Annotated in this window: 19 protein-coding genes; 4 read left to right on the forward strand and 15 right to left on the reverse strand. The window is 69.7% G+C overall.

Annotated features, from left to right (window positions below; genetic code table 11):
• Positions 1–21 precede the first annotated feature (21 nt).
• The 4 genes from MOM01_RS13590 to rfbD are packed head-to-tail and all read right to left on the reverse strand — an operon-like array spanning position 22 to position 3731.
• On the reverse strand, positions 22–786 hold the full coding sequence (locus tag MOM01_RS13590; protein ID WP_241385955.1) for an SGNH/GDSL hydrolase family protein: 765 nt from the start codon (positions 784–786) through the stop codon (positions 22–24).
• A gap of 14 nt (positions 787–800) precedes the next feature.
• Complete coding sequence (locus MOM01_RS13595) at positions 801–1886, reverse strand: sugar phosphate nucleotidyltransferase (protein ID WP_241385956.1); 1086 nt, start codon at positions 1884–1886, stop codon at positions 801–803.
• A gap of 13 nt (positions 1887–1899) precedes the next feature.
• Positions 1900–2802: a glycosyltransferase family 2 protein gene (locus tag MOM01_RS13600; RefSeq protein ID WP_241385957.1), complete on the reverse strand. Its 903-nt coding sequence runs from the start codon at positions 2800–2802 to the stop codon at positions 1900–1902.
• A gap of 59 nt (positions 2803–2861) precedes the next feature.
• The gene (rfbD, locus tag MOM01_RS13605) at positions 2862–3731 is read right to left on the reverse strand and encodes a dTDP-4-dehydrorhamnose reductase (RefSeq protein ID WP_241385958.1); all 870 of its coding nucleotides are present in this window, start codon (positions 3729–3731) and stop codon (positions 2862–2864) included.
• A 318-nt stretch (positions 3732–4049) separates the two neighbouring features.
• On the opposite strand from rfbD, the gene MOM01_RS13610 reads away from it, so the two are divergent.
• Both MOM01_RS13610 and MOM01_RS13615 read left to right on the forward strand, forming a co-directional pair.
• On the forward strand, positions 4050–5525 hold the full coding sequence (locus MOM01_RS13610; protein ID WP_241386113.1) for an LCP family protein: 1476 nt from the start codon (positions 4050–4052) through the stop codon (positions 5523–5525).
• A gap of 100 nt (positions 5526–5625) precedes the next feature.
• Positions 5626–6336: a TIGR03089 family protein gene (locus MOM01_RS13615; RefSeq protein WP_241385959.1), complete on the forward strand. Its 711-nt coding sequence runs from the start codon at positions 5626–5628 to the stop codon at positions 6334–6336.
• Here MOM01_RS13615 and MOM01_RS13620 read toward each other — a convergent pair.
• The 7 genes from MOM01_RS13620 to MOM01_RS13650 form a co-directional block, all read right to left on the reverse strand.
• A complete protein-coding gene (locus MOM01_RS13620; RefSeq protein WP_241386114.1) occupies positions 6314–6694 on the reverse strand; it encodes a hypothetical protein in 381 nt (126 codons plus the stop codon). The two genes, MOM01_RS13615 and MOM01_RS13620, sit on opposite strands and share 23 nt — an antisense overlap.
• Before the next feature lie 93 nt (positions 6695–6787).
• A complete protein-coding gene (locus MOM01_RS13625) occupies positions 6788–9232 on the reverse strand; it encodes an ABC transporter permease (RefSeq protein ID WP_241385960.1) in 2445 nt (814 codons plus the stop codon).
• Entirely contained in the window at positions 9229–10014 is a 786-nt protein-coding gene (locus MOM01_RS13630; RefSeq protein ID WP_241385961.1) for an ABC transporter ATP-binding protein, read from the reverse strand. Before MOM01_RS13630 ends, MOM01_RS13625 begins: the two co-directional genes overlap by 4 nt.
• Positions 10015–10127: 113 nt before the next feature.
• Positions 10128–10841, reverse strand: coding sequence for a response regulator transcription factor (locus MOM01_RS13635; RefSeq protein WP_308196986.1), 714 nt, complete (start codon positions 10839–10841; stop codon positions 10128–10130).
• 9 nt (positions 10842–10850) lie between these two features.
• Positions 10851–12041, reverse strand: a complete 1191-nt coding sequence (locus MOM01_RS13640; protein WP_241385962.1) for a sensor histidine kinase — start codon at positions 12039–12041, stop codon at positions 10851–10853.
• Between the two features lie 11 nt (positions 12042–12052).
• On the reverse strand, positions 12053–12565 hold the full coding sequence (purE, locus tag MOM01_RS13645) for a 5-(carboxyamino)imidazole ribonucleotide mutase (RefSeq protein ID WP_308196987.1): 513 nt from the start codon (positions 12563–12565) through the stop codon (positions 12053–12055).
• Positions 12558–13772, reverse strand: a complete 1215-nt coding sequence (locus MOM01_RS13650) for a 5-(carboxyamino)imidazole ribonucleotide synthase (protein WP_241385963.1) — start codon at positions 13770–13772, stop codon at positions 12558–12560. The genes purE and MOM01_RS13650 overlap by 8 nt, the downstream gene beginning before the upstream one ends.
• Before the next feature lie 214 nt (positions 13773–13986).
• Here MOM01_RS13650 and MOM01_RS13655 point away from each other — a divergent pair, with 214 nt between their 5' ends.
• The gene (locus MOM01_RS13655; RefSeq protein ID WP_241385964.1) at positions 13987–14520 is read left to right on the forward strand and encodes a GtrA family protein; all 534 of its coding nucleotides are present in this window, start codon (positions 13987–13989) and stop codon (positions 14518–14520) included.
• A gap of 9 nt (positions 14521–14529) precedes the next feature.
• Here the strand turns inward: MOM01_RS13655 and MOM01_RS13660 are convergent, their stop codons facing one another.
• The 4 genes from MOM01_RS13660 to MOM01_RS13675 form a co-directional block, all read right to left on the reverse strand.
• Positions 14530–15837 carry a sensor histidine kinase gene (locus tag MOM01_RS13660; protein ID WP_241385965.1) on the reverse strand — a complete coding sequence of 436 codons (1308 nt, stop codon included), beginning with the start codon at positions 15835–15837 and terminating at the stop codon, positions 14530–14532.
• Between the two features lie 10 nt (positions 15838–15847).
• Positions 15848–16531 carry a response regulator transcription factor gene (locus tag MOM01_RS13665; RefSeq protein ID WP_241385966.1) on the reverse strand — a complete coding sequence of 228 codons (684 nt, stop codon included), beginning with the start codon at positions 16529–16531 and terminating at the stop codon, positions 15848–15850.
• A 75-nt stretch (positions 16532–16606) separates the two neighbouring features.
• Positions 16607–17170 (reverse strand): PH domain-containing protein, encoded by a 564-nt coding sequence (locus tag MOM01_RS13670; RefSeq protein ID WP_241385967.1) that lies wholly within the window; start codon positions 17168–17170, stop codon positions 16607–16609.
• A gap of 82 nt (positions 17171–17252) precedes the next feature.
• Positions 17253–18098, reverse strand: a complete 846-nt coding sequence (locus MOM01_RS13675; protein WP_241385968.1) for a biotin--[acetyl-CoA-carboxylase] ligase — start codon at positions 18096–18098, stop codon at positions 17253–17255.
• 117 nt (positions 18099–18215) lie between these two features.
• Here MOM01_RS13675 and MOM01_RS13680 point away from each other — a divergent pair, with 117 nt between their 5' ends.
• Entirely contained in the window at positions 18216–19856 is a 1641-nt protein-coding gene (locus tag MOM01_RS13680; protein WP_241385969.1) for an acyl-CoA carboxylase subunit beta, read from the forward strand.
• The last annotated feature ends 193 nt before the right edge of the window (positions 19857–20049 follow it).

The following is a 20049-nucleotide window of genomic DNA, read 5'->3' on the forward strand; positions in this document are numbered from 1 at the left end:
GCCGGGCCGGACGAGCCGAGGTCAGAACCGAACCGGTTCGAGCGTGGGATATTTCGGCGTGATGCCGTCACCGGACGACACGCCGCGCAACCGCCGGCCCAGCCAGGGGACGAAGAAGTCGCGCATCCACGCGCGATCCGCGGCACGTTCCTGAGCCCGGGTGACGACAGGTGCCTCGTCGAACTGCACCGGACCGAGAGCGTGTTCGATGCCGAGCAGGTCGAGCACGCGGATCGCCATGTTGTGGTGGCCGGCCGCGGACATGTGCAACCGGTCGAAATCCCACATGCGCAGATCCCGGTACTCGTCGAACCGCCAGAAGTCGACGATGGTCGCGCCGTGCCGGTCGGCGATCTCGCGGACGAGTTCGTTGTACACGGCCCAGCGTCCGCGCAGGATGCCGAAGACCGGCGCCCAGCTACCGTCGTAGGCCGTCCACATCAGGATGCGGGCTCCGGTGGTGGCGAGCTTCCCGATCGCCTCGTCGTATTCTGCCGCGAGCGCGTCGAGATCCAGCTTCGGGCGCATGAGGTTGTTGCCACCGGCATAGATGGTGACGAGATCGGGGCGCATCGACACGGCCGCCTCGAGCTGTTCGTCGATGATCGGCCGCAGCAGCCTGCCGCGGATGGCAAGGTTCGCGTACGCGAAATCGTCCGAGTGGCGTGCCAATTCGGCCGCGACCAGGTCGGCCCAGCCACGTACTCCGTTGGGACGCGAGGGATCCGGATCGCCGACCCCCTCGGTGAACGAATCACCGAGCGCCACATACCTTTCGAAACTCACTTCTCCCTCTCGGCTCACACGTCGGTGCTGAAGCGGATGCCCCCGTCCGGGATCTTCACCCCCGGCCACACCCGGGCACCGCGCAGCAGTTCGCACCGGGCCCCGATGTCGGCGCCGTCGCCGATCACGCCGTCGCGGATCAGCGCGCGGGGACCGACGCGTACGCCGAAACCGATGATGGTCCGTTCGATCACGGCCCCCGCCTCGACACGGGCACCGTCGAAGATCACCGCGCCGTCCAGGCGGGCACCGGCACCGATCTCGGCACCGCGACCGACGACGGTGCCGCCGATCAGCAACGCTCCGGGCGCCACCGACGCACCCGGATGCACGAGCGACTCCCCGCGCTGCGGGGGCAGTGCCGGGGACGGGGCGATGCCGCGGACCAGATCGGCCGAACCGCGGACGAAGTCCTCCGGAGTTCCCATGTCGCGCCAGTACGCGGCGTCGACGTGCCCGTAGACCTTCTTGCCCTCGGTGAGCAGGGTCGGGAAGACCTCGCGCTCGACCGAGACGGGGCGGCCTTCGGGGATCTGCTCGATGATCTCACGGCGGAAGACGTAGCAACCGGCGTTGATCTGGTCGGTCGGCGGATCCTGGGTCTTCTCGAGGAAGGCCGTCACCCGGCCGTCCGCATCGGTGGGTACACAGCCGAAGGCACGCGGATCGCTGACGCGCACCAGGTGCAGGGTCACGTCCGCCTCGGTCCGCACATGGGTGTCGAGGACCGCGCCGAGATCGGTGCCGCCGAGCACGTCGCCGTTGAACACCATGACGTTGTCCGCGCGCAGCTTCGGCAGCACGTTGCGGATGCCACCGCCGGTACCGAGGGGCTCGGTCTCGGTGACGTACTCGATCTCGAGGCCGAAATCGGAGCCGTCGGCGAAGTACTCCTCGAACACTTCCGCCTTGAACGACGTACCGAGGACGACGTGCTTGATCCCGGCCTCACGGATCCGCGCGAGCAGGTGGGTCAGGAAAGGCACCCCGGCGGTGGGCAGCATCGGCTTGGGCGCCGACAAGGTCAACGGCCGCAGCCTCGTTCCCTGTCCACCGACCAGGATCACCGCATCCGTGTGCGGTGCCGTCTCACTCGTCATCGTCTCCCCTTGTTCACTCTCTGCCGACCGGATTGTCCTGGCCGGTCCTCCCGTTCCGACGCTCCCGCACCGCGGCAGCGACCGCGATCCGCGACCGCACACCGAGCCCGGCGCGCAGCGCCCACCGGAGCGGTGCCTGCCACCGGTGAGGGTGCCGATCCGCCTGGAAGCGGTAGGCACTCTCGTGGTGCGCCGGAAGCATCAGTTCGGGATGCCGGCCGGCGGCGTGCCCCTTGGCGTGCGTGACCACCGCGGACGGTACGTACACGTTGAGCCAGCCGGCCCGGCCGAGCCGATCACCGAGGTCCACGTCCTCCATGTACATGAAGTATCGCGAATCGAAGCCGTCGATCGAGTCGAAAGCGGCGCGGCGCAGAAGCAGGCACGAACCGGACAGCCACCCTACGGGGCGTTCGCTGATCTCCTCGTTCTCCTGGCGGTAGCGGCGTGTCCACGGGTTGGCCGGCCACACGGTGCCGAGCAGCGCGTGACCGGCACCGGAGACCAGTGTCGGGACGGTGCGCGCGGAGGGATAGATGCTCCCGTCGGGTTCGTGGATGAGCGGCCCGAGCGAACCCGCCCGCGGCCAGCGACGCGCGGCGTCCAGGAGCTCGTCGAGCGAGCCCGGACCCCAGCACACGTCCGGATTGGCGACCACCACGAACTCCGCGGAGGGGTCGACCTCGGCGACGGCGCGGTTGACCGCCGCGCCGTACCCGATGTTCCCCCCGGTGCGCAGCAGGCGCACGTTCGCGTGGGCTTTCTCGGCAGCTTCCGGAGCACCGTCGACCGAACCGTTGTCGGCGAGGATCACCTGCGTCGGCAGAGCCGTCGCGGAGGTGAGCGAGACGAGAAAGTTCTCGAGGTGCTCACCGGGCGAATAGGTCACCGTCACCACGGCCAGCGTCGCATCCACGCGGGCCACCTTAGCGACCGTGCCGGTGTGCGACACCTCACAGGGCGCGTTGCCGGACGTCATTCCCCGGACCGGGCGTATTCGTCCCGCGACAGCGCCTCGTGCAGTGCCTCACGCCAGGGACGCAGCGGCGTCAGCCCGGCCCCGGCCCAGGCGCTGCCGTCGAGTACCGAATAGGCCGGCCGGGGAGCCGGGCGGACGAACTCGTCGCTGCCGCAGGGCTGCACCCGCCCCGGATCCGCCCCTATCTCGGAGAAGACCGCACACGCGAGATCGAACCAGGTGGCGTCACCCGCATTGGTCGCATGGAGGATCCCGCCGGGTATCCCGTCGGCGCGGCCCGCGAGTTCGAGCAGGGCATCGGCGAGATCGCGCGCATAGGTGGGGCAGCCCCGCTGGTCGTCGACCACACGGATGCTCTCGCGTTCACCCTCGAGACGTCGCATGGTCGCGACGAAGTCGTTGCCGTCGCCCGTGTAGACCCAGGCGGTGCGCACGACGTGCGCGGAGGGCAGCTGCTCCAGGACCGCCCGTTCGCCGGCGAGTTTCGTGCGGCCGTAGGCGGTGCGCGGCCCGGTCGGGGCGTCCACCCGGTAGGGCTCGGTCGCGTCACCGCCGAAGACGTAGTCGGTGGAGACGTGGACGAGACGGGCACCCTTGCGGGCGCACTCCGCGGCCAGCACACCCGGTCCCGTGCCGTTGACGGCAGCGGCCCGTTCCTCGTCGGTTTCGGCGGCGTCGACCGCGGTGTACGCCGCCGCGTTGATCACCACGGAACCGGGCTCGACGGCCGCGGCCACACTCTGCGGATCGGTGATGTCCACCTCGGATGATCCGGCGCCCCGGACGGGTATGCCTGCGTCGGCGGCGCGGTTCACGAGTTGACGGCCGAGTTGGCCACGGGCTCCGGTGACGAGGACGGTACGCACCCGAAGAAGTCTGGCACGCCGGAGTGGTGCACGCCGGGCGAGCACGCGCACCAGTAGCCTTCGAACGAGAGGCTTCGTCGAAGCCCGTCCGACCGACAGGAGGAGCACCAGGTGCCGCCAGAGCCGCGTCGCCGCACCGGCGGGCGTCCCACCCAGAGGGGACGCCGCACCCGCGCGGGCGATCCGACCGCTGCCGACGGCAGGTACCGGCGCGAACCCCGCGCCGGGCAGTCCCGGCGTACCCCACGACGCGAACCACCGCCTCCGGCCGCGACCACCCCGGGCTCGGCCCGGGTCTACAGCGGCAGACCCTGGCAGATCGGTGTCGCGATCGCGGCGTGCCTCGTTCTCGTCGTCACCGGGGTGGCGTGGCGCAGCATCGACTCGCTGCAGTCGTCTCTCGCGTCGGTCCGGGGACTCGCGCTCGGCAACGGGGAGGACGGCGCGGTCGACATCCTGCTGGTGGGCACGGACAGCCGCACCGACGCCCACGGCAACCCGCTCTCGCAACGCGAACTCGACGCGTTGCGGGCCGGCGAGGAGGTCGCGAACAACACCGACACGATCGTCCTGATCCGGGTGCCGAACGACGGCCGGTCCGCGACCGCGATGTCGATCCCGCGTGACACCTACGTCGAGGTGCCCGGAATCGGCATGTCCAAGATCAACGCGGCATACGGGGCCACGAAGGCGGCCCGGCGCACCGAACTGGTCGAGGCGGACGCCGACACGAGCGAGACGGAACTCGAAGCCGAGTCGACACAGGCGGGCCGCGAGGCGCTCATCGAGTCGGTCGCCGACCTCACCGGAGTGACGGTCGATCACTACGCGGAGGTCGGGCTCCTCGGCTTCGTGCTTCTCACCGATGCCGTCGGTGGTGTCGAGGTGTGCTTGAACGCCCCCGTCGACGAGCCGCTCTCGGGTGCGAAATTCGAGGCGGGTGTGCAGACCCTGGAGGGATCGGACGCATTGAGCTTCGTCCGCCAGCGCCACAACCTGCCGCGCGGCGATCTCGACCGGATCGTGCGGCAGCAGGTGTTCATGGCATCGCTCGCGCAGAAGGTGCTCAACGCCAAGACCCTGTCCAATCCCACGAAGGTGAGCCAGTTGACCGCCGCAGTCCAGCGATCCGTGACGCTCGACTCCGATTGGGACATCATGGCGCTGGCCACCCAGCTGCAGGGCCTCGCCGGTGGCGACGTGACCTTCTCGACCATTCCGGTGCGGGACATCAACGCGATGACCGACTACGGCGAGTCGGTGGTTCAGGTCGATCCGGACGAGGTCCGCGAGTTCGTGGCGAAGTTGATCGGCCGCGAGCCCGACGGCAGCGAGACCACCTCGACCGAGATGCCCGCTCCCGACATCGACCCGTCGACCGTCACGGTCGACGTCGCGAACGCCGGCTCGGTCTCCGGTCTGGCATCGCAGGTCGCCTCGGCCCTGTCGGACGAGGGATACGTCGAGGGCGAAGTGGGCAACTACACCGGCTCCGCGGTGGGAACCTCGACCGTCTTCGGTGCCGACGAGGACGACGACGAAACCCGCGCGGTCGCCGCGATGCTCGGCGGCCTCGACACCGCGTCCGATCCGTCGCTCCCCTCCGGCACCGTCCGGGTGGTGCTCGCCGGCGATTACACCGGCCCCGGCTCGTCGGCCTATTCCGGTTCGTCTCCGTCCACATCGGAATCCGACGCCGACGTCGGCGTGAGTCCGGCCGACGGCACCGCCACCCCTGCACCCGCAGCGCCACCCATCGACGCGGGCTCCGACGGCCCTCGCTGTGTGAACTGAGCGCCGGGCCCGCGCTGTGAACCGAGCGCCGGGTCCGCGCTGTGTGAACTGAGCGCCGTGAGAACGGCCGCATGAACCGACATCCGAGAACGAGGTAGATGTGACCACCCTGACCGACGCCCTGCTCGATCCGATTCTCGCCGACGATCCGGCGGGCCCGCGGGTCACCTGGTACGACGACGCGACCGGCGCGCGTATCGAGCTGTCGGCACTCACTCTGGCCAACTGGGCGGCCAAGACCGCCAACATGATCCGCGATCAGTTCGGCATCCTTCCCGGCGGCCGGATCGCGGTACTGTTGCCCGCCCACTGGCAGAGCGCCGCGGTCCTGCTCGGTGCGTGGTGGGCCGGAGCCGAGGTCGTACTCGAGGCCGATCCGGATGTCGATCTCGCGCTCGTCACGCCGGACCGGCTCGACGAGGTGGCCACCCTCGCAGAGGTCGCAGCACTGTCGCTCGATGCCTTCGGCGCGCCGGTGCGCGATCTGCCGCCCGGGATCACGGATTACGCGACGGACGTGCGGATACACGGGGACCAATTCCGGTCCTCGGGTTCGGGCGACGCCGTTCTCGACGGCCGATCCATGCCCGAAGTACTTGCCGCGGCGTCGGATTCGGCGTCCCGTGCCGGCATCGGACACGGCGACCGCGTGCTGTCGTCCCGTTCCTGGTCGCGGCCCGACGATCTCGTCGACGGCTTGGTCGCGGTCCTCGCGGCACGAGCCGCGCTCGTGCAGGTGAGCAATCCCGATGCGGCGGCGACCGAGCGTCGCGTGGTGAGCGAGAAGGTCACGATCCGCCTGGACGGGTGATCTCGCCCGCCGCCCGGTAGCCGCCGTCGGTGAGCCCCGCCTCGATCTCGAATCTGTTGCGCGCGCCCGGATTGCGGAGCTCCTCGCACAGATAGCGCACCGCGAAGCCGAGGCCGTGACGGGCCCACTGATCCGCGTGCACCGCTTCGTGGCGGAGCAACCTGCGCGTGGGTGGCCTCCGGGTGAGGAAGACACCTCCGACGGTGGTGCCTCCGCGGGCGAATCCTGTCCGCATGCCCGTGCAGACGAACATCCCGAACTCGTCGTCGAAGGAGACCGAACCGCCCAGCAACCGGCTCCAGGCCAACGCCACCAGGGTGGCCACGCGCGCCCCCGGTACGCCGCGCGACGCCCGCATCAACCTGTCCGCACCCCGGTCACGTCCGCTCACGTCCTGAGCCTACGACCATCGGCGCACAGGCGGACGCGGCCGCGCGGCGTACCCGGCCGGTCAGCCGGCCATCGCCGCGACCGGCGAGATCCGGCTCGCCCGCTGGGCCGGGACCAGGGAAGCCACCACGCCCGCGATGCCGCCCACCAGCACGATGGCCGCGAGCTGCCACCACGGCACCGCGCCGAGAGCGAGGTGGCCCGCACCGATCACCGAGGCGGTGCCGGCCGTCCCCAGGAGCAGGCCGAGGGCGACGCCGAGGAACGAGGCGACACCGGCGACGATCGATGCCTCCCTGACGAGCAGACTCCGCACTCCGGCCCGCGAGAGACCGACAGCGCGCAGCATCGCCGTCTCCCGCCGCCGTTCGAGGACCGACAAGGCCATCGTGTTGCCCACCCCGATCAGGGCGATCACCACCGCCACCGACAACAGTCCGCCGACGATCAGCAACATGGTGTCGAGAATCTTCTCGAGCATCGTCCTCATCTGGACCGCGCCGACCACGTCGCTACCCGGAAGCGTCGCCGCGGCGAGCTCGGCCAGCTCGTCCGAGACCGCGACGAGTTCGTTGTCGGACAGTCCGTCGTCGAGTTTCAGCCACAGGGTGTCCGCCACCAGCGGGCCGGCGAGGGCTGCGAGATCGCTCGGTTCGATCATGTCCGGCATCCCCACCTCGGTAGTGACGACGGTGAGAGCGCGCGTGCCCACCGGGCCCCCGACCGTGACGACCTGCCCGTCCTCCGCGCCCACCGTGCGTGCGAGCGATTCCTCGAGCACGATCGACCCCGTCTCCGGTAGACGCACGTCCGTCCGGACGGTCGAGGCCGCCGCAGCCGGATCGACCCCGAGGACGGAGAACTCCGTGCCGCCGAGGTCGAGCCGCGCGGTCACGACCTCGGTCGCCGCCCGGACCTTGTCGAGCGCGGTGAAACGTTCGGACACACCCGGCGGTATCCCGTCCCCGGCGGCGGTCACCGCGATATCGACGGGGAAGTTCTCGTCGATCACCTCCGGTGCGCCGGCCTTCAGGGTGCCGATCCCGACGACGATCGTCGACGTCAGCGTCACGCCGATGAACAGCGCCGTGGCCGTCGACGCGGTGCGGCGCGGGTTGCGGCGTGCGTTGCCTGCCGCGAGCACCGCGAGCGGACCACCGGCGCGGGCGAGCACGTCGCCCACCGCCCCGACAGCGGCGGGCACGAGGCGGCGGGACGCGAGCACGACACCGACGAACAGGAGAAGTCCTCCTGGGCACGCGACGAGCACGTTCGCGGTGGCCACGCCGATCCCGAGCAGTGCCGCTCCACCGAGGACCGCCGACGCGGCACAGATGCGGCGCAGCCACGAATCACGGACCGGCTCGGGCCGGGTCTCGAGCGGTTGCAGTGCCGCCAGCGCCGGCACGCGGGTAGCGGCCCGCGCGGCACCGTTCGCAGCGACCACCGTCATCGCTGTTCCCAGGACGAGGCCCGCGACCACTGTCACGGGCGTCACGGCGATCGACGTGAGAGGTACCGGGACGTCGGCGGCACGTGCAGCGGCCACCACGGCAGCGGCGAGCCCACAGCCGCCCAGCACACCGAGAACGGATGCGACGGAACCGACGACGAGCGCTTCCCCACGGACACTGCGGCGCACCTGGCGGGCCGTGACACCCACGCACCGCATGAGGGCGAGTTCGCGGGTGCGCGCGGCGAGCAGGACCGAGAAGGTGTTCGCGATGACCAGACCCGCGACCACCATCGAGATCGCCGCGAAGCACAGCAGGACGTTGCGCAGCAGGGAGACGTCCCCGACGTATCCGTCGGTGACCTCGGTGGCGCGGTCCGCCCCGGTGACGACCTCGACGCCCGGGACCGGGCCGGCCAGTGCCTCCCGCACGACGTCGGCATCACCTACGGCACGCACCTCCCAGTCCGTCGCTTCCCCCGCCCAGGACCGCACCTGTGCAAGGTCACCGAAGATCGACCCCGAACTCAGCGCGAGCGGCGAGCCGTCCAGATCGACGATGCCGACGACCTCGAGGGTGGCCGCGGGACGGGAACCTTCCACGTCCGTCACCGTGAGCTCGTCACCGATGCTGTGCCCCGAGGACGAGCCCACGGCGACCTCGCCGGGTTCCGACGGCCAGCGTCCGTCCCCGAGTCTCTGCCATCTCAGGCTTCCCTCGGGCGCGATGCTCGTCGCGGTTCCGTAGGAGGGCGTCCCGCCCGTCCCGGCGAGACGGACGGGGCCGGTCACATCCAGCGCGGTCGACTCCACACCCGGGGCTCCCGCGACCACCTCGAGTACCTCGTCGGCCCGGGCGGACGAGTCGCCGGGAAGGACGGCCACCGTGACGCCCTCGTACCGGGCCGCGGTGGATTTCGCGATGGAGGCGTTGACGGTGTCGCCGAGCACCAAGGTGGTGACGACGAACCCGACCGCCACGAGGACCGCGAGCGCGGACGCGAGGTATCTCCCCCGGCCGGCACGCGCCTGCGCCAGAACGAGATGCCTCATCGGACCGGCACCGCCGAACCCGACGGTCGCAGATCACGCATCGCGTTCATCACCGAATCCGTTGTGGGATCCGTTATTTCCCCGACGAGCCGGCCGTCGGCGAGCAGCACGACCCGGTCGGAATAGGACGCGGCGACCGGGTCGTGCGTGACCATCACGACGGTCTGCCCGGTTTCCCTCACACTCGAGCGGAGCATCGAGAGCACTTCCGCACCGGCGTGTGAATCGAGATTGCCGGTGGGTTCGTCGGCGAAGATCACGTCGGGTTGCGGCAGGAGCGCACGTGCGACGGCGACGCGCTGTTGCTGCCCACCGGACATCTCGTGGGGGAGATGATCGAGCCGGTCCGTCAGACCCAGACGCCCGGTCACCTCGTCGAACCAGTCCGGAGACGGCCGGGTGCCGGCCAGACGCATCGGCAGCAGGATGTTGTCGCGGGCTGTCAGCACCGGCAGCAGATTGAACGCCTGGAAGACGAATCCGATCCGGTCACGACGCAATTCGGTCAGCACCGCGTCCGGGGCGGAACTGATCTCCACGTCGAGGCGGTGACGATCACCGTGGAGGGTCACCCGTCCGGAGTCGACACCGTCGAGACCGGCGAGTGCGTGCATGAGAGTCGATTTCCCGGATCCGGACGGGCCCATGATGGCGGTGAACCGCCCGCCTTCGAAGGCGACGGACACCCCGTCGAGGGCACGGACTTCGGCGTCGCCACGTCCGTAGACGCGGACGACTTCCTCGGCGGAACACGCCGGGACGAAAGAACTGATCGAGGTCATGTCTCGACGGTAGAAGCGCTGCGGTGCAGCCACATCGGATCAAGGGCCGATCTTCGCTCCGTGCGGGGTCCTACTCCGGGAGGACGAAGCCGACCGGAGGTGGGACCGTGGTCCTACTCGCCGGCGCCGAGCAACTCGTCGGTCCGCACGAGTCCTGCGCGGAAGGCGAACAGGACTGCCTGCACACGGTCCCTCGAACCCGTCTTGGCGAGGACCCTGCCGACATGGGTCTTGACGGTCGTCTCGGACAGCACGAACCGGTCGGCGATCTCACCGTTGGTGAGTCCGTGTGCCATCGCAACGAGCACTTCGAGCTCACGAGGGGTCAGATCGTCGGGTATCTCGACCGGCGACGCTCTCCGCTCGGCCCGATCCAGCAGGGGTGAGACATGGTGCAGCAGTGACCGAGTCGCACGAGGCGCCATGACAGCGTCGCCACGGTACACCGTGCGGACCGCCGACAGCAGGTCTTCGGGAGGGGCATCCTTCAGCAGGAAGCCGCTCGCCCCGGCGGCGATGGCCTGGACCACGTAGTCGTCGTTGTCGAAGGTGGTGAGCACCACGACCTTCGGGGCATCGGCGGAACGCAGCAGCGAGCGCGTCGCCGAGATCCCGTCGACGCGTGGCATCTGGACATCCATCAACACGACATCGGCCCGAACTCTCGCGAGTTCGGTGATCGCGGCCTCACCGTCGGACGCCTCGGCGACCACCTCGATGTCGGCCTGCGATTCGAGCACCATGCGGAAACCGGCACGGACGAGCTGCTGGTCGTCGACGAGCCCGACACGGATGACCGTGTCGCATGCGGGGGCTGGTTCGGGCACGGGGTCACCCTATGCCGAGCGGACGGGGGCGGGGAGTTCGGCACGGACGCGGTAGCCGCCACCCTCGCGGGGGCCGGCGACCGCCCGGCCGCCGTGCAATCGTGCCCGCTCCTCGATCCCGGTCACCCCCTGGCCGCCCGGTCGCGCTTCGACGAGCGCGGCCGCTCCCCTGCCGTCGTCCACGATCTCGACGACCAGCATCCGGGGCCGCCATTCGAGGCAGACACGAGCATGAGCGCGCGGACCGGCGTGTTTGAGCACATTCGTGAGCGACTCCTGCACGATCCGGTAGACGGACAACCCGAATCCATCCGGCACGTCGACGGCGTCGCCCACGACCGAGAGCGACACCTCGAGCCCACTCGTGCGCATGTGCTCGACGAGCACCGGAACGTCGTCGACACCGGGTGTCGTGGTGAACTCGCGCGGCGCGTCCTCCCGCAGCACCGACAGCAACGACCGCATGTCGGTCAGGGCACGCCTCCCGGTCTCGGCGATGGTGGTCAACGCTCCCGCGGCCGCCTGGGGATTCGCCGCGGCGGCGTAGCGGCCACCATCGGCCTGGGCGATGATCGCCGTGAGCGAGTGCGCGACGATGTCGTGCATCTCCCGGGCGATGCGGGTGCGTTCCTGGGTCGCGGCCAGCTCGGCCTCCTTGAGCCGCTCGAGTTCGAGCAGACGGTTCCGCTCGGTGAGCGAGACCATCTCGCGCAGCCTCAGGCCGCGCACCCGGCCGAACGCCCACACCCCGGCGAGGAAGACCGCGATGAAGGTCGCGGAGGCGACGGCTTCGAAGGCCGTGCGCCCCTCGTACCCGAAATACCGCACTCCGGCGGCAGCACCCCCGGCAACGGCCGCCAGGAGGGCCGTGTTGGCAGCCCAGCGCGGCGAATAGGCCGCGAGCGCGTAGACGGCGGCGGGCACGGCGATCGTGACGATCGGCAGCATGTCCGGCAGGACCGCCAGGTGCACGTAGGCGGCCGCGGCGACGATCGCACCCGCCGCCACCGGACGGCTCCGGCGCCATGCCAGGGGCACCGTGAGCGCGAGCGTGACGAACAGCACCGGAAGGGACCGGTCCTCCGAAAGGCCGAGGACCACCCCGACCAGCACGAGCACGCCGGTGAACATCGCGTCGACCACTCCGCCGTAGGAGCGGGCCCACCGATTCCAGCGTTCGAGCAGCGGGGTCGTCTGCACGGCGCCGACGATCAGCCGAGCAGCTTCTGCCGCAACGCCTCGTCCTTCTCGAGCACCATCTGCTCGAGGCCCGCCTGGAACTGCTCCATCCGCTCGCGCAGCGCCGGATCCGACGCGCCGAGGATGCGCGCGGCGAGCAGACCGGCATTACGGGCACCACCGATCGAGACGGTGGCCACGGGGACGCCGGCCGGCATCTGCACGATCGACAGCAGCGAATCCATGCCGTCGAGATATTTCAGCGGCACGGGAACACCGATCACGGGCAGCGGAGTCGCCGAGGCGACCATGCCCGGCAGGTGGGCGGCACCGCCGGCACCGGCGATGATGACCTTGATGCCCCGGCCCGCGGCCTCCTTCGCGTAGTCGAGCATCCGCTGCGGCGTGCGGTGCGCCGAGACGACACCCACCTCGAAGCGGATCCCGAACTCCACCAGCGCCTCGGCTGCGGCCTGCATCGTGGGCCAATCCGAATCGCTTCCCATGATCAGGCCGACCTGTGCACCCTGCGCCACGTCACTCACCGCTTTCTCCCGTGTGTTCGTTCCAACCGTCGGTCCACACCGCGTGCGAGAGCCAGTGCGCCGCACGTTCGGCACGTTCGCGCACCGCGGCGACGTAGTCGGGGTCGTCGATCGACCCGGACTGGGCACCGAGCACGTTGACGTGCCCGATCTTGCGGTCCTTGCGCTCCCCCTTGCCGTACAGGTGCACGCGCACATCCGGCATCCGGGCGAACAGATGGTGCAGGCGCTCGTCCATGCCCATCTCCGGCGCTTCCGGCGCGCCGAGCACGTTGGCCATCACCGTCACCGGGGCGAGGGGGGTGGTGTCGCCGAGCGGGTAGTCGAGGACCGCCCGCAGATGCTGTTCGAACTGCCCGGTGCGGGCGCCGTCCATTCCCCAGTGGCCCGAGTTGTGCGGGCGCATCGCGAGTTCGTTGACGATCAACTCGCCGGAGCGCGTCTCGAACAACTCGACCGCCATGACACCGACGACCCCGAGTTCACCCGCGATCCGCAGCGCGAGCTGCTCCGCGGCGGTGGCGACCTCCTCGGGAAGGTCGGGGGCGGGAGCGATGACGACGGCACACTGCCCGTCACGCTGCACGGTCTCGACGACGGGCCACGACGCGCCCTGACCGAAAGGAGACCGCGCGACCATCGCCGACAGTTCCCGCGTCCACTCGACCTTCTCCTCCGCGAGGAGCGGGACGCCGGCGGCGAGCTGCTCGGAGACGACACGCTCGAGCTCGGAGTGATCGTCGAGAATCCACACGCCGCGACCGTCGTAACCCCCACGCGCAGCCTTGAGCACGTAGGGATCGCCGAGGGTGCCGAGCGCGGCCCGGGCGTCGTCCACCGAGGTGATCTCCGCGAACTTCGGCATGGGGGCACCGAGCTCACCGAGCCGCCTGCGCATCGCGATCTTGTCCTGGGCGTAGATCAGCGCCTGCGGCGGCGGCAGCACCGCGACACCCTCGCGCTGCAGCACCTCGAGATGTTCGGTCGGCACACCCTCGTGGTCGAAGGTGAGGGCGTGCGCACCGACCGCAGCCCTGCGGAGGGCGTCGAGATCGTCGTGACTGCCCAGGACCACGTCGGGGCTCACGCGGGCGGCGGGTTCATCCGCGCTGCCCGCGAGCACGCGCAGCGTCTGACCGAGCGCGATCGCCGCCTGATGGGTCATCCGCGCGAGTTGTCCTCCGCCGATCATCGTGACGACGGGCATACCGGCGCCCGGAGCGCGGGGGGTATCGGATCGGGGGGACGAATCAGGTCTGCCTGTCACGGCTGTCCATGTTGTCACAGCACGTCGTGACCCCTCCCGTGCGCTCCCCTCCCGGTGCAGGGCAGGGGCGCCGCGATTGCGCACGAATGTGTGAATGCCGACAAAGGGGGTCGGATTTCGGAAATTAACCTCACCGTTTCGTAGACTTCTCCGAGTGTCGTTCGTCGATGAAGCGTTGAGCAGAATTCCGCAGCCGTTCCGAGGGCTGTTGCTCCGGCATCGCGAATTGGTGAAGTTCGCCATCGTCGGTGGCACGACGTTCCTGATCGACTCGACGATCTTCTACACGCTCAAACTCACCGTGCTCGCCGAGAAGCCCGTGACGGCGAAGATCATCGCGGGCGTCATCGCGGTGATCTGCTCGTACATCCTCAACCGCGAATGGTCGTTCCGGAACCGGGGCGGCCGCGAGCGTACCCACGAGGCGTTCCTGTTCTTCTTCGTCAGCGGCATCGGGGTGGTGCTGTCGTTCATCCCCCTGTGGATCTCGAGTTACGTCTTCGATCTGCGCGTGCCGGAGGTCAGTCTCGCGACGGAGAACATCGCCGACTTCGTCAGCGCGTACATCATCGGCAATCTGCTGCAGATGGTCTTCCGGTTCTACTGCTTCCGGAAGTTCGTCTTCCCCGAGGACATGACGCCCGACGACCCCGTGGGCGAGCCCACAGAGCAACTCGGACGGCCCTGAGCCGGCGCTCTACCGCGGCTCGCGTGCCTGGCTGCGCGAATACCCGTCCCGATCACGCGGGGCCCCGAGGAACAGAGCGAACAGTGCAGGCCTGCGCCGTTGCAGTTCGAGCCGGCCCCCGTCGGCCTCGGCGAGGGCACGGGCCAGTGCCAGTCCCACACCCGTCGACCCGCCCCCGGAGAAGCCGCGGTCGAAGATGTACGGAGCGAGCTCGTCGCTGACGCCCTCCCCCTCGTCGGAGACCTCGACGCAGACGATGACGTCACCGCGCGTCGCGACCTGCCGCACCGAGACGGTGCACGTGCCCCCGCCGTGGACGAGCGCGTTGTCCACGAGCACGGCAACGGCCTCGCGCAGGCGGGAGCCCGTCACCGCAGACCGCAGCGACGGGTCTCCGCGCAGCACGAGTTCCCGCCCGGCCTCCTCGTAGGGCCCACGCCAGTCGGCGATCACGCCGGTGAGTTCGCCGACCACCGAGACCTCCGTGCGCTGATCGGCACCGCTGTCGCGGGACTGGCGGACCAGCCCGTCGATCGCGGTGGTGAGCCGGTCCACCTGCGCCATCGCCGCTTCGGCCTCCTCCACGACGGCCGGATCGTCGTGGGTCGACAATTCGTCCAGGCGCAGACGGATCGCGGTCACCCGGGAGCGGAGCTGGTGCGAGACGTCCCCGACGAGGGTGTGTTCGCGCTGCAGGCGGTGGGAGATCTCGACGGCCGCCGCATCCAGCACATCCGACACGCGGTCGAGTTCGGGGATACCGTGCCGCCGGGCCACCGGACGGAAATCCCCTTCGGCCAGGCGGGCCGCCCGGTTCGCCACATCGCGCAGGGGGTCCGCGAGCCGTCGGGCGGTCGCCACCGCCACCAGCGCGCCCGCCGCGACGGACAGCAGCACCAGCAGGCTCACCGCGGCGAGCACCTGTTGCTGCAGGCTGCGCATGCTCTCCGACGGGACCTCGATCAGCAATGAGCCGGACGTCCCCATCGACAACGACTCGACGATCGACGCCCCGAGAACCGGCGTGCCGATGTCCAGGCGGGCCGCGACGTTCTCGGGTGTCGGGTAGACCACGACGACCCGGCCGTCCCGGGGAACGAGCAGTCGCAGCGAACTCGTGTCGAGCCCGCCGACGACGAAGCCGTCGGTTCCCTCCTGCGCGATGATCTCGTCGGCCATGCGTTCGAGCCGGGTCTGCAGGTCGCGCCGGGCCGTGTCCTCGACGAACAGGAAGGCCGTGTAGGCCAGCGGGACACCGAGCAACAACGCGACGAGCAGCACGGTCGCCAGGACGGCGTTGAGGATTCGGCTGCGCACGCCGGAGACGCTAGTCGGTGTTCAGCCGGAAACCGACGCCGCGTACCGTCGCGATCCGGCGCTCCCCGGCCGGGCCCTCGTCACCGATCTTGCGGCGCAACCACGACATGTGCATGTCGAGGGTCTTCGAACCACGCAGGTCGGCGTCGCCCCAGACCTCGTCGAGGATGGCGTCACGGGAGACGACCTGACCGGCGTGCTCGAGCAGCACCCGCAGCAGCTCGTACTCCTTGTTGGCCAGGATGACCTCGGAGCCGTCCACGAGCACCCGGCGCGCGGCGCGTTCGAGCCGGATACCGGCGACCTCCACGATGTCGTCGTTCTCCGGACCGCCGCGACGGCGCAGCAGCGCACGCACCCGCGCCATGAGCTCGGCGAGCCGGAACGGCTTGCCGACATAGTCGTCGGCGCCTGCGTCGAGACCGACGACGAAGTCCACCTCGTCGGTGCGAGCGGTGAGCATGAGCACGGCCAGATCGGACCGGCTCGCGCGGATCTGGCGGCACACCTCGAGTCCGTCCATCCCCGGAAGGCCGAGGTCGAGGATGAGCAGTTCGAATCTGCCCGACAGTGCCTGTTCGAGAGCCTCCGGACCGTTGTCCGCGACCGTCACGTCGTAACCTTCGCGTCCCAGCGCGCGGGACAGCGGTGCAGCGATGGCGTCGTCGTCTTCGGCGAGTAGAACGGCAGTCACCAACCCAGCGTACGGATCGGGGTGCGCTTTGTCGGGATTACGGAGCGGCTCGTGTCGTCGGCGAAATGCTCGCCGTCACCACGACTCGCGGTGATCGTGCTCGTCCCGGCGGTACCGGGCCGTGGACCCGTCACCCGGACGCGGATCGTGTGCGTCGAAGGCCTGCCGGTACAGCAGGGCGTGAACCTGCTGTACATCGGGAATGTCGTCGAACTCGATCGGATCGTCGGCTGCCGAGACGACGACGAGCGTGCCGGTCCGCAGCATGCGGTCGAGGAGACCGTGCCGGAACTGGACGTTGCTGATGCGGCCCATCGGGATGTCGATACCGGTGTGGGTCAGGACGCCGGTCCGGACGAGGATGCGCCGGTCGGTGACGATGAAGTGCGTGGTGAGCCAGCCGACGAACGGGGGGACGCACCGCCATCCGACGATACCGAGCCAGAGCGCCGCCACGGCGAGACCGCTGACGGTGGCCGCCGCCCCATCGAGCCGCGCCTGGACCGTCCCGAGCAGAAAGCCCGCGATCGTGGTCGCCACGAGAAGGATCGTCACCGGAAGCACGAGCGACTTCCAGTGCGGATGCCGGTGCAACAGCAGCTCTTCCTGGGGTGCGAGAGCGTCCTCGGGGTATCCCATACTGCTCACGATGGCATACCGGTCCGGCCTCGCAGCGCCCTGCTCGGCGGTGACCGCACGAGGCCCGGCGCTCCCCGGTGGATCAGGCCGGGCGCAGATGCGTGATGTCTCCCGCCGCGACCGCCACGATGTCTCCCCCGTCGTCGGGACGGATCACGATCCGGCCCTGGTCGTCGACATCGACGGCGACGCCGTGCAGTTCGGTGTCCCCGGGCAGGATCGCGCGCACGCGCTGCCCGATCGTGCTGCAGCGTTCGCGATACGCCGAGGCCAGGGCTGCGGTGTCCCATCCCGCGCGCGCCCATGCCCGGATCCGCTCGCCGAGCTGTTCGAGCAGAACCTGCGCGATCCGGCTGCGGTCGAGGTCACCCGCATTCTCGAGCAGCAACGACGTCGCGGTGGGCACGGGCAGTTCGCCGTCGTCGAGGCTGACGTTGATGCCGATCCCGGCGACGACCACGGGCACCGGCGTGGTACCCGCGACCTCGACGAGGATCCCGGCGAGCTTGCGCCCGTCGACGAGGACGTCGTTGGGCCATTTCAGCTGCGCCGGGAGGTCGGCGACCGAGCGTACGGCGTCGACCGTGGCGATTCCGCACAGCAACGGCAGCCATCCGAGGTTCTGCAGAGGGCACTCGGGCAGGCGCACCAGGACCGACACGATGACCTGTGCTGCGGGCACTCCGTTCCAGGTGCGCGAGTGCCGGCCGCGGCCGCCGTGCTGGAACTCCGCGAGCAGCACGCGGCGGTCCTCGCCGGTCGCGGCGACCGCGAGCAGGTCGGCATTGGTGGAGGCGGTCTCGGCGACGACGTCGAGGCGGGTATAGAAGCCGTCCTGCTCGGCGCCGACGAGGGCGCGGCGCAGGGCCGCCTCGTCCAGCGGAGCACGGAGGGAGGAGACGTCGGTCGAGGGCCGGTCGGATGCCATGTGCACAGACTAGGACGGCCCCGCACCACCTACCCGCCGGTAGCTTCGGTTCAATGATCAACCTGATCGGGACCTGGGTGCGGCACCCTTGTATGACGATCGCTAAGCTGACTGGCCATGACCACTGTCCAGGAGCCGTCCGCGCCCGAGGCGGCGAGTACGCCCGATATCCACACCACCGCCGGCAAGCTGGCCGACCTGCGCAACCGTCAGGCACAGGCTCAGGTCCCGGTCGGTGAGGCCGCAGTCGAGAAGGTTCACGCCAAGGGCAAGCTGACCGCTCGCGAGCGCATCCACGCGCTCCTCGACGAGGGTTCGTTCGTCGAGCTCGACGCCCTCGCGCGCCACCGCAGCACCAACTTCGGCCTCGCCGACAACCGTCCGCTCGGCGACGGTGTCGTCACCGGATACGGCACGATCGACGGTCGCGACGTGTGCGTCTTCTCGCAGGACGCCACCGTCTTCGGCGGAAGCCTCGGTGAGGTCTACGGCGAGAAGATCGTCAAGGTCATGGATCTGGCACTGAAGACCGGGCGCCCCCTCATCGGCATCAACGAGGGTGCCGGCGCCCGCATCCAGGAGGGCGTCGTCTCCCTGGGGCTCTACGGCGAGATCTTCCACCGCAACGTGCAGGCCTCCGGCGTGATCCCGCAGATCTCGCTCATCATGGGCCCCGCCGCCGGCGGGCACGTCTACTCCCCCGCACTCACCGACTTCGTCGTGATGGTCGATCAGACCAGCCAGATGTTCGTCACCGGCCCCGACGTCATCAAGACGGTCACCGGCGAGGACGTCACGATGGAGGATCTCGGCGGCGCCCACACCCACATGGTCAAGTCGGGTGTCGCGCACTACGTCGCCGACGGCGAGCAGGACGCCCTGGACTACGTCAAGGACCTCCTGTCGTACCTGCCGAGCAACAACCAGGCCGCCGCTCCCCGCCTGGCTCCGAGCGATCCGGTCGTCGGTTCCATCGAGGACTCCCTCACCCCCGAGGACATCGAACTCGACACGATCATCCCGGATTCGCCGAACCAGCCGTACGACATGCACGAGGTCATCCGTCGTCTGCTCGACGACGACGAGTTCCTCGAGGTGCAGGCGGAGCGGGCGAAGAACATCATCATCGGCTTCGGACGCATCGACGGCCGCAGCGTCGGCATCGTCGCCAACCAGCCGACCCAGTTCGCCGGTTGCCTCGACATCGACGCCTCCGAGAAGGCCGCTCGCTTCGTGCGCACGTGCGACGCCTTCAACGTGCCGATCCTGACCCTGGTCGACGTCCCCGGCTTCCTGCCCGGCACCGAACAGGAGTACAACGGCATCATCCGTCGCGGCGCGAAGCTCCTCTACGCCTACGGCGAGGCGACCGTCGGAAAGATCACCGTCATCACCCGCAAGGCCTACGGCGGCGCTTACGACGTCATGGGTTCCAAGCACATGGGTGCCGACGTCAACCTCGCGTGGCCGACGGCTCAGATCGCCGTCATGGGTGCCTCCGGCGCAGTCGGGTTCGTCTACCGCAAGCGCCTGCTCGAGGCCGCGAAGAACGGCCAGGACGTCGACGCGTTGCGCCTCGAACTGCAGAACGAGTACGAGGACACGCTCGTGAACCCGTACGTCGCCGCAGAACGCGGTTACGTCGACGCGGTGATCCCGCCGTCGCACACGCGCGGTCAGATCGTCTCGGCACTGCGCCTGCTCGAGCGGAAGATGGTTTCGCTCCCGCCGAAGAAGCATGGAAACATTCCGCTGTGACGTTCGGCGGTGCGTCCGGGCCGCGGCTCGCCGGTGAATCCGGCGGGCCGCGCCCCGGGCCGCCCCGCGACCGGAAGGCCCGGATCGCATCGCGACCGGCAACACGGCGTAGCACGTCGCCGACGGCGTGCGATGGACCCGAGAGAGGGATCGACATGACAGCGACCCGGTGGGCATACGATGCCCGGGTGGA

The sequence above is a fragment of the Rhodococcus sp. CH91 genome, assembly GCF_022554085.1.
Classification (GTDB): domain Bacteria; phylum Actinomycetota; class Actinomycetes; order Mycobacteriales; family Mycobacteriaceae; genus Rhodococcus.

Excerpts from the sequence above, each read along its gene's own strand:
- MOM01_RS13595 (WP_241385956.1), bottom strand. The coding sequence starts at position 1,886 with ATGACGAGTGAGACGGCACCGCACACGGATGCGGTGATCCTGGTCGGT.
- MOM01_RS13620 (WP_241386114.1), bottom strand. The coding sequence starts at position 6,694 with ATGCGGGCGTCGCGCGGCGTACCGGGGGCGCGCGTGGCCACCCTGGTG.
- MOM01_RS13625 (WP_241385960.1), bottom strand. The coding sequence starts at position 9,232 with ATGAGGCATCTCGTTCTGGCGCAGGCGCGTGCCGGCCGGGGGAGATAC.
- MOM01_RS13630 (WP_241385961.1), bottom strand. The coding sequence starts at position 10,014 with ATGACCTCGATCAGTTCTTTCGTCCCGGCGTGTTCCGCCGAGGAAGTC.
- MOM01_RS13650 (WP_241385963.1), bottom strand. The coding sequence starts at position 13,772 with ATGCCCGTCGTCACGATGATCGGCGGAGGACAACTCGCGCGGATGACC.
- MOM01_RS13670 (WP_241385967.1), bottom strand. The coding sequence starts at position 17,170 with ATGGGATACCCCGAGGACGCTCTCGCACCCCAGGAAGAGCTGCTGTTG.
- MOM01_RS13675 (WP_241385968.1), bottom strand. The coding sequence starts at position 18,098 with ATGGCATCCGACCGGCCCTCGACCGACGTCTCCTCCCTCCGTGCTCCG.
- MOM01_RS13680 (WP_241385969.1), top strand. The coding sequence starts at position 18,216 with ATGACCACTGTCCAGGAGCCGTCCGCGCCCGAGGCGGCGAGTACGCCC.